Below are 14,651 nucleotides of genomic sequence, written 5' to 3'. Positions count from 1 at the left end.
TATAGTTTTATTCAATAGTTTTTGTTAACCAGAGAATCAAATCATCATCAACGCAATAAGCTTCGCCAGGTGTAACTGGTAGAAAGTTATACGTTATACCTTTGCCATCAGGTTGATAACCTAATGTATAGTATAAACGCTGGGCTGGTCCGTAACAAGAATATAAGCCTACACCAAGCCCAATACGGATATAGCCTGCAATTTTAGCCTGCTCCTCCAAATAGGTTATAATAAGCTTACCAAAACCCTGCGATCGCTCTTCTGGCGTTACCCATACATCATTAATTTCAGGAATATTATTTTCTTTAAAATAGAAATACTGGGGTTTGAATACTAAAGTTCCATAACCGATAGGTATACCCTGCTTACTTATAATACAAATACGTCTACTACCCTTTTGTTGCTCATAATAGTATCTTTGCCATCGCTCTTTAACCATAGTAAAATCTAACCAGGGTGTTACAAAAGCACGAGCAACAAGATCAATCTGTTCTTCAGCTAAGAATCCTACTACTAAAACAGAACTCATACTTCCTCTTTTCTTTATTGAGTAAGCCAACGCATAAGCTCTTTATCAAAAAGTCCAGGCTGTTTGCTTTGGAGCTTGTTGCGAGTAATTAAACTAATACTGCTCTATTTCCGGATATTTTTCTGGATCTGCTAAGCAATATTTTTCGCCAAAACTACCTTCAGGATGCTCGGCTTTTACCACAAACTTTTTAGACTCAAAACCGCCACGCTCTCTATATTTTTTTTCTTGAGCTTCACTAACAGTATCAAGAGTAATAGCATGAGCTTTACAAAGAGCTTTTATGACTTCTAATACGTCAGCTAGTTCCTCAATAAGCGTCGACTTTGATGGAGCTTTTAATACCTCATCAGCTTCTTCTACTAATTTTAAGCGCAATTGCTTATCATATTCTTGATCAGCAAGATCTAGTGTATGGATTTTTGAGCCTGATTCTTCTAATCGTGTTATTGCTTTATCACGCCATAACTTATTTTGTTTAAACACACGCATTTTTATGACACTCCTGTTAATATATTAAAAAAAGCTGTATATAAGTATACTCTAAAACACATCCTGAACAAGTTAAAATTGCTCACTAAAAAATAGTCTTTGAGCAACCTGATAAGAAAAATCAGAGCTGGTTAAATGCTTATCAAAACAGAAAAATCCTTGATTCTTTTTTTCTAGCACACTACACTAAAAATATATAACCTACTATACAGGAGAAAAAATGGCAGAAAACTATAAAGCTGCTATTCGAGGTTTTCTTAGCACTGCATTGCTTATAACATGCCTTGAATATGGTCTTAGAATTATAACTAATTTTATTGGCATTCTTAGTTTCACAAATCTTACTACAAGCTTTGGTCATGCAAGTGAACAAATAAGCACTAGTAATAATCTAGGAAATACGACCAACCAGTTACTCATCATTATCCCTATGGCTCTTATTGGCTTGTTAATTTTATTATTGGGCATATTTGCAGTAAAGCAGCTACTACGGGCTTATAGAGAACTTTAAACAGTAATACTAAAGCATACTCTCTAATAGCATAAGTTCAGAATTATTACAAAATTGGGACGACGTTTGTAATTGTGAAAGATTTTAGGTCCATGCAAAAAAAATTTGAACCAACCTCTTTATAACTTTATAGGGCTCCACTTAGCTGCTGCTTTTTAGGACTTACATTGACAATACCATCCTTACAAGATATACCAAAACAAATTACTACCGCTCGCTTATTTTTACGCACTCCTCAAACCGGAGATGGCATACTACTGAACGCTGCAGTGATTAACTCTTTTGATCAATTAACTAAGTATATGCCCTGGGCTGATCACAAACCAACTCATGAAGAATCAGAACTCTTTTGTATTCAAGCTCAAGCCCAATGGTTACTTGGTCAAGAACTTACTTTTTATATTTTTGATTTGTTGGAGCAAAAGCAGATACTTGGTGTAGTGAGTTTACATACTATAGATTGGACAGTCCCACGCTTTGAAATAGGCTATTGGATTAACTCTTCGTATGCAAATAAAGGTATTATAACAGAAGCTACAAATGCCGTAGCAACCTATGCTTTTAAAAAACTTAATGCCCAACGCATAGAAATTAGATGCGATGAAGACAATATACCCAGCAGGAGAATTGCAGAAAAACTTAACTTTATTCAAGAAGGGATTCTGCTCAAACACCAGCAGAAACCCCATCATAAAGGTATACGCAATACCGTTATTTATGCTTGTTATGATATAAAGCAGTTAACGACCTAAATTTCGCTAATGAAACTTTAAATAAAATATGTAGACAAGCAAGTATATTGCGAGATCAATGTATAGTTGACAGTATACAAATTATATATCTCAAGGTAAAAATGTATTTGTTGTTTTTGGATCAACTCATGCTGTCATGCAAGAACCTGCAATTAGATTGGTATGGGATGCACTGCTAAAATTAAATAGCAATAAACTCAATAAGTAATGGAAAAACTTATTGTTTAAAGCTTATCTGGAAATTACTGTAAGTCTAAAATTGGGAACAGCAGAAGTAAATTTACAAAAACACCTGGACAAATTTTCTTTTTTGATTTACGGGCTATAGTTTTTTAGCAGCATAGATGCAAAAACTATAGCCTAAAATCAACTATTGAGTGATAACTTTTTTAAAAAGTCTAACCACGGTGAATTATTGCAAAAACCATTGGTACAGTAGGAATCTTCAATATGATCCAGCGGGAAATAGATAGAGATGCCTTTGGCCGATTTTGCCATTTGGCATCCTTGGCATCGCTTAACAATAGTTTGTTCAATAAGTTCCTGCATTTTAATAAGATCAGTTTTAACATCCACCAAACTTGAATAGTTGCGGTTGCTTTCCATTAATTCGAGTGTTTGCTCACAAAATGTTGCAATACTCATGATGCCGCAACAAAATCTTCCGTTTGATTCAGCTTATGTTGTAGCGGAAAATAAAGGCTTGGGCTCTCTATCTCATGAATATAGTGTCACCGATACAACAATGCATATACACTCATATTTTACTGTTAAAGATACCAATCAAAAAATAAAAATTTTACATATTTCTAAAGAGTGTTCATTCGATACTCTGTATACTCTTGCAGAAAACATCCTGCATATATGGTATGGCGGACGCTATGCAAAATCAAGTGATACCTATTCAACTCCGGGTACTCCACACTGCGGTTGGGAATCAAGCCTAACATCATACATACGGTCTCGTATTAGCGCATTTTCGAGCTACTGTCCACCAATGGATCCTTATCCTGCAGAACGTAATACATTTGTAAATAATGCCCAAAAAGGGGCCGATCAATCACAAGAGTATCTGCCATTTATACAACAAAAAATAAAAGAAGATCAACAAGCACGTCGATTAGAATTTAACCAACAAATAGTGACTCATATAGCATCAAGATCTGCAACATCAGATATATTTAAAGCAGCACAACAACTCGATGTTTGTTTTAAAATAGTAGATGGTCTTTTGACGCTTATGTATAATGATCTTACCACTAATCAGCAACATGCTCTTTATCCAGAGCTTACTGCATTAAAAGACGAAGAAGATCTACACAATATTAAAAATATGGCTGCAATAACTAAGTATATTCAGCAGTATTCACTTAAGAACAACCCGGAACATAGCCAAGGCAATTATTTGCCCTTTTACATAAAAGACACAACGAGCAAGCTTATAAAAGCACTTAATGCTATTACTACAAGAGATTGCAAACCTCAATTTAACTCTGTAACGAGAGTTATAAACAATATAGAAGGACTTATTGGTAAATACAGAATGAGAAACATTACACCTAGACCTCAAATTCTTGCAGCTCACTATGAAGAATCTGAGTTATTAGCTATTGTGCAAAATCAAAATAATCAAATAGCACAGCTTGTTCAAGAGACAAAAGCTACTAAAGAAGAACTAAGTGATGTAAAAAAACAATTACAAGCAATGATGGCTCTGTTACTAGAAATGAAAAATGCTGGCAAATAATTAACTTTGATTTACTTAAATTTTGCTGTGCTCTAAAAAATAATTATGAAACTATTTAGTTATTATTTAATTTCTGATATACTATAAAAATAAATAATAGATACTAAAATACGGAGTAAAATAATGAAATTTACAACATCTATACCTCTTATAGTCCTAATGATAGGCCTAGCAAAGCCAAGCTACGCAATGGATAGTGACAATAACACATTGAAAAGCACAAGCGTAGATTATATTCTAAAAAATAGAGCTAAGTTTAAAGACCAGATTGCCTTATTGCCTGAAGGTATTAAAGAAATTATTCAAAGCAAACAAATAAAGCTTGATCAACAACTTTTAGATGCCACTTCAACAGGGAATATCAATAAGGTTAAAGAAGCTTTAAGCCAAGGTGCTGATAGTAATGCAGAAGATAAAAACAAAGGTAACTCGACACCTTTACTGCTAGCTGCTGGTTACGATGATAGTGATATAGTCAAGCTACTTTTAGAAAATAATGCTCTTATCGATAAACAAAATAAATTTGGCATTACCCCTCTTGCATCAGCTGCTCACAATAATTCTCTAAAATCTGTAGCACTTCTTTTACAAAACGGAGCTCAGCCTAATATAAAAGATGATGAGGGCTGCACCGCTTTACAACACGCTATTCGTTTTGACGCTAGGTATGATATCATAAAAAATTTATTAGACCACCAAGCTGAATATAATACTATTACCAGTGAAAGCTCCGATTGCCCACAGCCTATTGACTTGGCTATTATAAATAAAAATACTCAAGTACTGGAAACTCTTTTAGCTTTACCAGACATTAAAATAAATATAAATCATCTACGAGAACTTGCTCGAAGAATAACTAATAGCAAAACACGTAGAGCCATAGAAATGCTTATAAACAAAAAGGCTTTAGAATTTCAAAGAGCAGGCCTAGCAGCTTTAGGAGCACTTTCGGGGACTGTGGCTTCAAACAATCCCCCACTACCTAAAGAAATAGTGGGAGTTATTGCTGACTATGCAGGTTATAAGCCTAGAAAATAATGGCACTAAGCTTAAAACAGCTGGGTTATGCATAAAATAGGATATATGTGTCACAACTGTCTTTTAGTATAACTTCTGCTCTAACCGTTTTCTATAGTTCTTTGTGTATACCATAAACACTCAGCTAAACATTTATACTTTAAATAGAGCAAATAACAATAAAAGACGCATATTCATAACATTTTTTCCAATATAAATTATATTTAGAGCTTATACGAAAATTAAATAAATAGAGCATCTTCTTTGTTTATCGGCTAAAATAGCCGTTGAATCAAACAAAAAGCAGATGCTCTAATGTTTATGATATCAGAAAATATAAGAAATGAAATCAAAAACGTTTTTCCTAAAAAAAAATCCAAGGTTGGTAGACCGCCAACAAATCAAAAACTAGTAGTAAGTGGAATTCTCTATACATTGACCACTGGCTGCCAATGGCATAATTTACCTGATTATTATGGCAAGCCAACAACGGTTCATGGATGGTTTAGAATATGGGTAAAATTTAAGATATTTGATAAAGTTTTGCTTAAATCAATAGATGCTGCCATACAGCACATCGACTCACCTAAGTGCTTTATCACTGATACATCTAGCGCCAAGGCACCTTTTGCTAAATTTAGCGGTAAAAATTCAACCGATAGATCTAAAATGGGCGTTAAGATGCTCAAACACAAAATTTTCTGGCTTAATAACCTTGATTTGTAATTTTAATTAATAGTATGCTATATTATGTAATTCCTTTTTATAAACATATGACAATTTTTATTATATTACAGGAGGTAATCATGAAGCTTTTTCGTTCACTACTGCTTATAGTTGCTTGCTCTTTTAGAGCAGTCATTACTGATTGTTTACCTACAGAAAAAAAAGCTATTGTTATAGGCGCAAGTTCGGGAATGGGAAGAGAGATAGCAAAGCTTTTAAGCAAAGAAGGTTATAACGTAGGTTTGGTAGCCCGAAGGATATCTTTACTCGAATCATTACAGAAAGAAATCGCCACACCGACATTTATCAAACAAATTGATGTGACACACCCAAGTGCACGCCAACAACTACAAGAACTTATTGAGAAAATGGGTGGCCTTGACCTTATGGTTATTAGCATTAGTGCCTACCTTGATAACCGCAATGCAACTGCAAAAAATGAAGCCGACTTTAATCCACAAAAAACATGGTCTGAAAAAGAAAGAACTCTCGATGTTGATGCAAAAGGTTTTATAGCAATGGCAGATGTTGCTCTAGATTTTTTTAAAGCACAAGGTTCTGGACATTTAGTGGGAATCTCATCAACCAGTGGACAACGAGGTGTGGCATACAGCCCAGAATATTCAGCTGCAAAAGCCTGTACTTCATATTATATGGAAGGTATACGTAATTATTTAAAGCAAAACAACCTACCCGTTAAAGTAACTGACGTAGTGGCTGGCTACGTAGCGGTTGAGCATTCCCGTTTAGGCGAAGATCCTTCAGCTTATTGGGAGGTTACTGTAGAGCAAGCAGGTAAAACCATCGTTGAAGGAATTAAAAAACAAAAGCAGGTCATATATGTGCCTTCCAAAGTATGGATAGTTTCTTTCTTGCTTAAACACTTACCTGATTATATTTATAATAATTATCTTTCTTGGCTGTAGTTACCAAGCAAGTCAAATAACACTATCGCTCAACCTACAGCTCATTTTGAGTGCGTTCAGTTTTATTCAAGAGAGTTATCTAAAGCTTGCACTTCGGTTTCAAAATAGTGATGAAAAGCTTTAGGTAATTTTCGGTAGTCTTGACTAACAACTTGAGACTCAAACGAATCTGCACAAAAGGTGTTCCAAAAGAGTACAACTTCTTGAGCAACAGGATTCTCTTGAATATGCTCGAGCATTCCCGCAAAGGCCTTACCTGTATAGACACCATCAAGCTGTATATTTTCTGTTTTATTTACTAGTTTTATAGCATCGACAGCCTCTTGAGTAAAGAGAGCATACTCTTGCCCACAAGCTTTATAAAAAAGTTCTATATCACTAGCAGCAAGATTAAATCGAGTAAAAGTGTGATCGTTAGCATAAAGTAAATTGTTTGTCTCTTTAAATAATTTAAGCACTTTTTCTAAAAACTCATGTTCTTGCTCTTCGGGTTCTACTGTTACACCAATTACCCGACTTTTAAGCTTAGCCGCTTTAACACCTAAAAGTAATCCCACAAAAGTGCCACAACTGCCAACAGGTACATAGATTCTATCAGGTTCAGGCATAAGGCCACGAGCTATTTGTTCTTTTAACTCAAAAGCAGCATTGATAAACCCTAGTATACCTAAAGGGCATGAGCCACCTACAGGAATAACATACGGAAAGCTGCCATAGAGTTGTTTATGATTAACCAGTTCAGCAATGATTACGCTTTTGTGTAATTCTGCAGTGGGAGACAATCTAAGTGTAGTGCCATTACTTAAGCCTAATAACAAATTACGGCGAACTATATGTGAGTTTGGTTGCGGTCTTAGCAAAGAAATACTCTTAAGACCAAGCTCATGAGCATAGGTACTTGTAGCAAGTGCATGATTAGAGCCAGCACAGCCAAACGTAATTATTGTTTGGGCATTATGCTTTAGAGCATCAGCAAGTAAAAATTCAAGTTTACGTACTTTATTGCCACCAAAGAGCCGACTATTTTCACCTGTTTTTTTGCCACTTAGATCGTCACGCTTAACATACATACTTTTAGCACCTACAATAGCTGCTAAGTGAGGGGTCTGAGTAATGGGAGTAGGAAAGTCACCCAAAGAAACAAAGCCAATAGTATTTTTTAATGCAAGAAACTCATTAAACAAAGGTGGTGATTTTTCTTCAGCCAAAGTCCATAGAGGCTCATCTTGCACCGCTGCAAGTGAGTATAAATCTTGGCTAATTGCACTTGAAAAATTCCTATAATTGCTTACTTCTTTGATTAATTGTTGCTCATAGCTCATAGCCGACAATCTAATAATTAAACAGCTAAAAATACTGAGCCAAAGACAGGCTGTTTTATAACAAAATAATTTCATTACATTTCCTTGATACTAGTACTTGTATTAATTTTAACTTAACATATTTAACAACTACTTGTTTGGAAACATGCATAAATAGCTGATCATATAAAATTCACACAGATTCTTATGCATGATCCTTGAGTAATAATTATTTATAGCTTAGACTTAATTTAAACATTTTTCTATTAAACAGGAGCAATTAATATGCAAGCAATAGAATTTATTACAAAAGCAGAAGACGGAACTATTAAAGTTCCTAAAAAGTATGTTAAGAGCTTATTAGGCAAAGTTCGTGTTATTATCCTTATTGAAAATGAACAACCCAAACAATCTAAAAATAAAACATTTTCTGCACTAGCAATAGAGACAAAAAATCTTCATTTTACTAGAGATGAAGCCAATGAGCGTTAAATGTTTTATTGATACTAACGTATTAATTTACCTTTATTCAATTGATGAAATAGCCAAAAGAAAAACAATTGAAACATTAATTAATACAGACTTGCAATTTGTCATTAGCACTCAGGTAATCAATGAATTTATCAATGTCATGAGAAAGAAAAAAACAATTACCTTTGAAAGTATTAGTCACGCTATAAAAGAATTCGCTGATCATTTTGATATTGCTTTAGTAACATTTGCTACCATTGAACATGCACTATTTATTGCTCATAAATATCACTATTCTTATTTTGATAGCCTTATGGTCGCTTCAGCATTGGAAAATAAATGCACTATTTTGTACACCGAAGACATGCATGCCAATCAAGTAATTGAAGCTAATTTAAAAGTCACAAATCCCTTTAAACTATAAACAACACATTATATAAAACTATTCTAAATCTGCCAGCAGTGTACAAATTTGATCCTCTAAAAGAAGCTTATACTCTCTTACAGGTTTGGTAACACCATTTATCATTACAGCAAAAGCTAAAGGTTCACGACTTTTAGTACACATGAAACCAGCAAGAGCGGAAACACCAGTCATAGTGCCAGTTTTAGCTTGCACATTGCGACAAGCTGGACCTTCTTTAAGCCTATCTTTTAACGTTCCATCAACACCTGCTAAAGGCAATAAAGGTGTAAGTTGCCCTAAAAGCAAAGCATCTTTAGCAATATAGTCTAAAAGCATTACCAGTTGATGAGGCGAGATCAAATTATAACGTGAAAAACCACTACCATCAACTACTACATAACGGTCAGTAGTTATACCAAGTACGTTTTCAAAAAAACCCTGTAAAGCTTTTTTTCCTGTCTGCCAACTGCCACGTTCCTCTGTTGCAATTTTTCCTAACTTTTTAAACAAACACTCAGCGTAAAGATTATCCGAGTTTTTAAGCATTGTCTTTAAAAGATTTTCTAATGGCTCTGATGCATGAGAAGCTAAAATATGAGCATTTTTTGCCACTGGCCTATCTTTTAGTATAGTGCCTCTAAAAACAATACTTGCTTGTGCCAGTAACTCTTTAAATAATGTTGCTGCATACAAAGCTGGTTTCTCAACAGTATACTCACCTTGTTTAGGAACAGATTCTAACTCCACAGATCCAGTAATATCTATAACATTTTCCCTAGCTAACCAGCGCCTTGCAATACGTAAAGCTGGCGACCCATCAATCTCACTCGTTAGCGCTTGATTGTCTATACCCATATAATTAGTTGACGGAGTTAAAACTACCAGTGGAGCAGCTCCTAAGTGGCTTGGACTTACTGTAACTTTTACACAGTTATGATTTACCGTTAAAGCATCAATAGGAGCGTTAAAACTGGCAGCTCCTTCATCCCACATCCAGCCTGGGCCAAAATGCATTGTATCAAATTCAGAGGTATCAACTACAATATCTCCATGAATTTCATTAATACCTAATTCTTTAAGATTACTTACTAACTGTACAATGTCTTTAGTTTCAAGTGAAGGATCACCCGATCCTTTAATGTAAAGAGAACCATGTACTATACCATCAGTCACTGGTGCATCTGATAAAATTTGAGTAATAAATCTATAATCTTTACCTAAATAAGTAAGCGCAGCTGTAGCAGTAAAAAGTTTTAGTACACTTGCAGGTATAAACAGTTGATCTCTATTTTTTTGGTAGATGCATTCATGGTCCCTTAAAGAAACAATTTCTACTCCTATATGAGCATTTGGATCTACGTTGTTAATTAAACTTTTTATACTTTGTTTAATATATGTTTTTTGCTCTGGGCTAACACTATTTAAGCTAAAAGCACTAAGTAAAAAACTGATAAAAACAGTACGAGCTAAAATGTTATTAAATAAGTTAGAGCTTTTCATATTACAGACCTATATTTTGTAATTTTAATAATTTAAAAGTTGGAAGTTCTCGAGCAATAGTACCATCACGCTTAAGACGTTTAAGTGGCCGCTTAGCAAAGTAGGCAGCTGTTAAGTCAGCATAGGTAGTAATACCCTCAAAAGCTTTAGCTAATGTAAGTGCATGGACTTTGCCATACCCTGAGCTGTAACCTATTGCTTCAATTATTTCATTATTTGCAAGATCACTTACAATCATTACGTGTCCTTGATAAAAAACAAGGTCACCTTCTTCAAGCTCTTCGGTGCTTTTTAATTCACCTATATTATGAGCTAGTGTAGCAGTATTTTTAAAAAAGTAGGGTAATCCTGCTATTTGCGCAGCACGTAGCACTAAGCCTGAACAATCAAAACCAGAGTGAGGTATCCCATCATTAGGACGTGTCCAATAGGTAAGATCATCATCTCCTCGCTTTTCTGAAGCCAAAGAAAAATCTGCATCTTTATATGTTTTAATGCAACTACCACCGCCCCATACGTAAGCTATAACAGCAAGAGAAGACACCCATTTTTTAAGAACAGAAACAAATACTTTTTGACGTTCTTGAAAAGTTAAGCCATGCACAATTATAGCAGAATCTTTAGGCACCATAGATACTATAGCTTCTAGATTGCCATCAGTAAGTACTGCGTTAAGTTTAACGCCATACTCATGAGCAGTATCCCTTTCTTTAACGCGCACAAAACGAGTTCCAACAGAATAGGTTTTTTCTGTTACTTGGTCATGCCAAGGCAAAGTAAGCGTAAGAACATTTGGAGCATCCAGTACCTGCTTGCAATCTAAAGCATAAGGCTCAGGCACTGCTGTATTTTTAGTATTTTTAAGAAGCGCAATATATTTTTTAAGTGTCCAAAATGATGAAATCGGTATATTTAATGGATCTTCATAAAACACATTATTCACCTTACATTCAACTTCATCACCAGCCTCTTGTGTTACTGCTACAATTTCATTAAATAAAAATTGGTGTGCACGAGCACATGAAGAAGGCCCAGTCGCCGGAGAGCAAGGCAAAGTAGTATACACCTGTTCTAAAGATTTACCATGGGTTAAAAATGCTAAAGATTTAGTCGCTGTATCAGCTACTGGCACCGTAACGACCGCTTTATTGCCAAGAAATACTTCTTGACTGTAAGCACAATGCAGTAGAGGAATATAAAGACTAACTATAAAAAATACTTTTTTTGAAAAAAACAATGACATAAACAACCCTTTAAGATAAGAAATAATTTTTTTTTACTTTTAGATGAGTATACTCGACAATGTCTGCTATTTCAAACAAGTATCTTTAGAACCATACTATGTTGACACTAAAGATACTTGTTAATTTCTAACTATTTGAATTGCTATTACTATTACTGTTACTTTGAGGTTGTTGAGGTTGAGCATACCCTCTATTGCCCCATATATTGCGATAAGATATTGTTGGCAAATATGACCCTGCAGCTTGTTTTGCAGAAGAAAGAATACCACTTAAAGGAATATTAGGTACATATGAAGCCGCCGTTTGCACTGCAGATTCTAATTTACGTACTGCAGCTCTTAGTTTAGGGTCTACAAGGTTCATATCAATTTTATGTAACGCAAAATAACGTGCTTTTTGTAGATCGCTGTACTGTTTTTCTTGCCGTTCTTGATTATCAAGTACAGTTTTAAATATAGGATCTATATCACTTAAAGGTTTCAAGAAGTCTTTGTAGTAGACTGTCTCTTGTAAGGCGTGACGTATTGCTACAATAACCTCGTGGCTCTTAGTTTCAACGTCAAGTTCAAGGTCTGTATTGGCCTTATAATTTTGGCGTATCTCCTGCAATGTAGGGATAAGCACTGGTGTTAACTCATCAATCCATGAATGGCCTACAAAAGCACCATTAACCTGAGACCGAATATTATAAACCATTCCTTGAGGAAATGTTACAAAAGGATTGTATGCTCCTTGTCTATATAAAGGATTATTAGGGTTAATAAGAGGTATATATTTACGGGTACTTCTTTTAAATATTTCACCTGCATAAAAATCTGCCCAAGAGCTTACAGCTCCAGCAAGTACAACAAAATCGTTACTTGACCAGAATTGGAACAATGTATTAAAGTTTTTAGGTACATATATACCACCTTCAGCTTTAATATCACGAACAGGAGTAGCTACTTGAATCATAGTGTCTATAAGAGGCACATTAGGTTGATTTGAAGCAATATTAACAATATTGCCACCATGACTATGCGAAATAGTTAGTATCTTAAAGTTAGCATACCGCTTCAATACATTAGCGAGTACCGCACCTGGATCAATACGTTTTGAAGTGGTATTTGCACCGCTCCATTGAAATGACACTACTTGTACTGGGGCTTGTGCTTTATCAGCTTCAGATCGAGCAAAGTTTAAAATGCCTTTAAATGATTCTGTTGTTGGATCAAAATAATCTACTGTTGCCGCTCCACCAGTTTTAATACCAAAAGCACTAAATCCCGTACCATGTACAACAACTATAACAATAGGCTTTGCTCGAGGATTACTAGACTCAGGAGCATAAAAATAGCCTGCTCGTATACCTGAATAAACCTCTGCATTATTAGTGTAATAAGTTAAATCTTCAAAAATAGAGCTCAAATGTCCTTTTGGTGTATACCAGCCGGGAACATTAGGAACGCTATCAAATTTATCCGGTGTTAACTGAGCAGAGGCATAGGAATCAAAATGATCTTTATTTTTTGAGATTTCTATGACGCTTTCACTTAAATTAGCTTCTTCTTGTTTTGCTAAAGCATCAGCCTCTAAACTTTGCGCGCTTGGATTTGAGTTAGGACTCATACTTATAAGTCCAAAAAAGCCCGTACAGAGAATACTCATTAATACTATTATTTTCACACACTTCATACGAACTCCTGATAATAATTTAATTTAATAAAATATATATACTACTAATTGTAATTTATAATGAGCTAAAAGTCAAGAAGGCTCGCCTTAGCCTTTTGTGTGGCGCTCTATTGTGGTATATACTTTTTAAGTTATCCATTTTCTAAAAAAGAAAGAATATATGTACAATCAAAAAACAGCTATGCTCATCTTGTCAATATTAATAATTTTTCCCTATGCTCTTAGTGGTACGATTACTCGTATAACGGAACTTACTTCGACCAGTGGCCAGGTACTCTGGTTACTTTCTCCCACAGAAGGTCAACTACAGGATCATAAGGAAGAACAACTAGAGCAATTAAATCTGTTTTTTAAAACTATAAAACCGGTACTTTTACATGTATGTACCTATAACTCTTGTGATAAAATAGATTTTTTAGATAACATAAACAGCAATGCACAAGATCAACGGTGTTATACGACTCTTATAAGTTTAAATCCGCTCTATAGTGCTTTATATAGTATGCTTGCATGGACACAAGGCTCTGTACCAGAAAACCCTCTTATTGGTATACCAGCATCATCTTATATGTGGACAATAGCAGATTTAGAACAAGCTTTTAATCTAGAATATAAAAAGTTTACTGATGCACTTACCGATTTACCTACTAACACAAAAACTTTGTTTACTTGTGCTACAAAAGGCATTTCAACTTCTTTTAGGCACGTTAAATCTATACTTTTGCAGGATCTTGCATGTCACTCTACTACCCCGATAAGCTTTATTGCCCTTAAGGGATACATTCAGCACCTAAAAGAGCGAGCTACAGAGCTCTATCCTTCTGCTTTAGATGCGCTTGATGTTTTAGATGATAAAATACAAGCTATAAGTACAAGTGAAGATTTTAAACAAGTACTTACAACACTTGATGACTATGGGAAGTTTCTACTTTCTTTACAATATAATTATAAACTAGATGAGCGTTATATAACATTAAAAATGGCTCTTGAACAATCTTTTGCTCCTCTCAAGCTGTATACACTTGCTGCTAAAATTATAACTCGTGCTTCTAAAATGCCCTTACTTATATGCTTGAATTCTTATAACTCACAACTGCTTACCACTCTTTTAACTGAGCATGCAGGTTATTCGATTGCTCATTACAATTTGTCTAACGATACTAAAAATATACTCTTTAGCACATTGTACGATCGCTTTAGACCACTAGGTATTGAGCAACTTGAAGCTAGACTAACCTCTGAAGAAGCTCCTTTTTATAAAAACATTGCCGCTTTAGTAGCTCAACAGGTGTATGCTCCCATAAAATAGTAGCAGTTTAGACGCTCTCCGTTGCTAACCTAGACTTAGTACCTAT

Annotated in this window: 16 protein-coding genes; 9 read left to right on the top strand and 7 right to left on the bottom strand. The window is 34.9% G+C overall.

Annotation, left to right across the window (positions count from 1 at the left end):
• Positions 1-7: 7 nt before the first annotated feature.
• Both H0X48_00480 and H0X48_00475 read right to left on the bottom strand, forming a co-directional pair.
• Entirely contained in the window at positions 8-529 is a 522-nt protein-coding gene (locus H0X48_00480) for a GNAT family N-acetyltransferase (protein MBA3953783.1), read from the bottom strand.
• A gap of 93 nt (positions 530-622) precedes the next feature.
• Positions 623-1,021 (bottom strand): nucleoside triphosphate pyrophosphohydrolase, encoded by a 399-nt coding sequence (locus H0X48_00475; protein ID MBA3953782.1) that lies wholly within the window; start codon positions 1,019-1,021, stop codon positions 623-625.
• Between the two features lie 220 nt (positions 1,022-1,241).
• Between H0X48_00475 and H0X48_00470 the strand changes: the two genes are divergently transcribed.
• Together H0X48_00470 and H0X48_00465 are read left to right on the top strand one after the other, a co-directional pair.
• Positions 1,242-1,532 (top strand): hypothetical protein, encoded by a 291-nt coding sequence (locus H0X48_00470; protein MBA3953781.1) that lies wholly within the window; start codon positions 1,242-1,244, stop codon positions 1,530-1,532.
• 167 nt (positions 1,533-1,699) lie between these two features.
• The gene (locus H0X48_00465; protein MBA3953780.1) at positions 1,700-2,284 is read left to right on the top strand and encodes a GNAT family N-acetyltransferase; all 585 of its coding nucleotides are present in this window, start codon (positions 1,700-1,702) and stop codon (positions 2,282-2,284) included.
• A 366-nt stretch (positions 2,285-2,650) separates the two neighbouring features.
• On the opposite strand, the gene H0X48_00460 is transcribed toward H0X48_00465, so the two are convergent.
• Positions 2,651-2,929: a hypothetical protein gene (locus tag H0X48_00460; GenBank protein ID MBA3953779.1), complete on the bottom strand. Its 279-nt coding sequence runs from the start codon at positions 2,927-2,929 to the stop codon at positions 2,651-2,653.
• Between H0X48_00460 and H0X48_00455 the strand changes: the two genes are divergently transcribed.
• The 4 genes from H0X48_00455 (at position 2,928) to H0X48_00440 (ending at position 6,700) form a co-directional block, all read left to right on the top strand.
• Positions 2,928-4,031, top strand: a complete 1,104-nt coding sequence (locus H0X48_00455) for a hypothetical protein (GenBank protein MBA3953778.1) — start codon at positions 2,928-2,930, stop codon at positions 4,029-4,031. The genes H0X48_00460 and H0X48_00455 overlap by 2 nt on opposite strands.
• A 123-nt stretch (positions 4,032-4,154) precedes the next feature.
• Positions 4,155-5,069: an ankyrin repeat domain-containing protein gene (locus H0X48_00450; protein ID MBA3953777.1), complete on the top strand. Its 915-nt coding sequence runs from the start codon at positions 4,155-4,157 to the stop codon at positions 5,067-5,069.
• A 300-nt stretch (positions 5,070-5,369) separates the two neighbouring features.
• Positions 5,370-5,774, top strand: a complete 405-nt coding sequence (locus H0X48_00445; GenBank protein ID MBA3953776.1) for a transposase — start codon at positions 5,370-5,372, stop codon at positions 5,772-5,774.
• An 80-nt stretch (positions 5,775-5,854) separates the two neighbouring features.
• On the top strand, positions 5,855-6,700 hold the full coding sequence (locus tag H0X48_00440) for an SDR family NAD(P)-dependent oxidoreductase (protein MBA3953775.1): 846 nt from the start codon (positions 5,855-5,857) through the stop codon (positions 6,698-6,700).
• 62 nt (positions 6,701-6,762) lie between these two features.
• On the opposite strand, the gene H0X48_00435 is transcribed toward H0X48_00440, so the two are convergent.
• A complete protein-coding gene (locus H0X48_00435; protein MBA3953774.1) occupies positions 6,763-8,097 on the bottom strand; it encodes a pyridoxal-phosphate dependent enzyme in 1,335 nt (444 codons plus the stop codon).
• A gap of 189 nt (positions 8,098-8,286) precedes the next feature.
• Between H0X48_00435 and H0X48_00430 the strand changes: the two genes are divergently transcribed.
• Both H0X48_00430 and H0X48_00425 read left to right on the top strand, forming a co-directional pair.
• Positions 8,287-8,493 (top strand): hypothetical protein, encoded by a 207-nt coding sequence (locus H0X48_00430; protein ID MBA3953773.1) that lies wholly within the window; start codon positions 8,287-8,289, stop codon positions 8,491-8,493.
• On the top strand, positions 8,483-8,896 hold the full coding sequence (locus H0X48_00425; protein ID MBA3953772.1) for a PIN domain-containing protein: 414 nt from the start codon (positions 8,483-8,485) through the stop codon (positions 8,894-8,896). Before H0X48_00430 ends, H0X48_00425 begins: the two co-directional genes overlap by 11 nt.
• Before the next feature lie 18 nt (positions 8,897-8,914).
• On the opposite strand, the gene dacB is transcribed toward H0X48_00425, so the two are convergent.
• From dacB to H0X48_00410, 3 genes are all read right to left on the bottom strand, one after another.
• The gene (gene dacB / locus H0X48_00420) at positions 8,915-10,378 is read right to left on the bottom strand and encodes a D-alanyl-D-alanine carboxypeptidase/D-alanyl-D-alanine-endopeptidase (protein MBA3953771.1); all 1,464 of its coding nucleotides are present in this window, start codon (positions 10,376-10,378) and stop codon (positions 8,915-8,917) included.
• 1 nt (position 10,379) lies between these two features.
• Complete coding sequence (locus H0X48_00415) at positions 10,380-11,621, bottom strand: C40 family peptidase (protein ID MBA3953770.1); 1,242 nt, start codon at positions 11,619-11,621, stop codon at positions 10,380-10,382.
• 127 nt (positions 11,622-11,748) lie between these two features.
• Positions 11,749-13,296 carry a hypothetical protein gene (locus H0X48_00410; GenBank protein MBA3953769.1) on the bottom strand — a complete coding sequence of 516 codons (1,548 nt, stop codon included), beginning with the start codon at positions 13,294-13,296 and terminating at the stop codon, positions 11,749-11,751.
• Positions 13,297-13,456: 160 nt separating this feature from the next.
• On the opposite strand from H0X48_00410, the gene H0X48_00405 reads away from it, so the two are divergent.
• On the top strand, positions 13,457-14,605 hold the full coding sequence (locus H0X48_00405) for a hypothetical protein (protein MBA3953768.1): 1,149 nt from the start codon (positions 13,457-13,459) through the stop codon (positions 14,603-14,605).
• Positions 14,606-14,651: the final 46 nt, after the last annotated feature.

Source organism: Candidatus Dependentiae bacterium, from assembly GCA_013821315.1.
Lineage (GTDB): Bacteria > Babelota > Babeliae > Babelales > Babelaceae > JACDHA01.
Note: the sequence above shows the minus strand (reverse complement) of the source record. Positions and strands in the feature narration are given on the sequence as shown.

Coding starts and splice junctions, on each gene's coding strand:
- H0X48_00430 (MBA3953773.1), top strand. CDS start 8,287: ATGCAAGCAATAGAATTTATTACAAAAGCAGAAGACGGAACTATTAAA.
- H0X48_00425 (MBA3953772.1), top strand. CDS start 8,483: ATGAGCGTTAAATGTTTTATTGATACTAACGTATTAATTTACCTTTAT.
- H0X48_00445 (MBA3953776.1), top strand. CDS start 5,370: ATGATATCAGAAAATATAAGAAATGAAATCAAAAACGTTTTTCCTAAA.
- H0X48_00450 (MBA3953777.1), top strand. CDS start 4,155: ATGAAATTTACAACATCTATACCTCTTATAGTCCTAATGATAGGCCTA.
- H0X48_00475 (MBA3953782.1), bottom strand. CDS start 1,021: ATGCGTGTGTTTAAACAAAATAAGTTATGGCGTGATAAAGCAATAACA.
- H0X48_00415 (MBA3953770.1), bottom strand. CDS start 11,621: ATGTCATTGTTTTTTTCAAAAAAAGTATTTTTTATAGTTAGTCTTTAT.
- H0X48_00470 (MBA3953781.1), top strand. CDS start 1,242: ATGGCAGAAAACTATAAAGCTGCTATTCGAGGTTTTCTTAGCACTGCA.
- H0X48_00455 (MBA3953778.1), top strand. CDS start 2,928: ATGATGCCGCAACAAAATCTTCCGTTTGATTCAGCTTATGTTGTAGCG.
- H0X48_00435 (MBA3953774.1), bottom strand. CDS start 8,097: ATGAAATTATTTTGTTATAAAACAGCCTGTCTTTGGCTCAGTATTTTT.
- H0X48_00440 (MBA3953775.1), top strand. CDS start 5,855: ATGAAGCTTTTTCGTTCACTACTGCTTATAGTTGCTTGCTCTTTTAGA.
- H0X48_00410 (MBA3953769.1), bottom strand. CDS start 13,296: ATGAAGTGTGTGAAAATAATAGTATTAATGAGTATTCTCTGTACGGGC.
- H0X48_00480 (MBA3953783.1), bottom strand. CDS start 529: ATGAGTTCTGTTTTAGTAGTAGGATTCTTAGCTGAAGAACAGATTGAT.
- H0X48_00460 (MBA3953779.1), bottom strand. CDS start 2,929: ATGAGTATTGCAACATTTTGTGAGCAAACACTCGAATTAATGGAAAGC.
- H0X48_00405 (MBA3953768.1), top strand. CDS start 13,457: ATGTACAATCAAAAAACAGCTATGCTCATCTTGTCAATATTAATAATT.
- dacB (MBA3953771.1), bottom strand. CDS start 10,378: ATGAAAAGCTCTAACTTATTTAATAACATTTTAGCTCGTACTGTTTTT.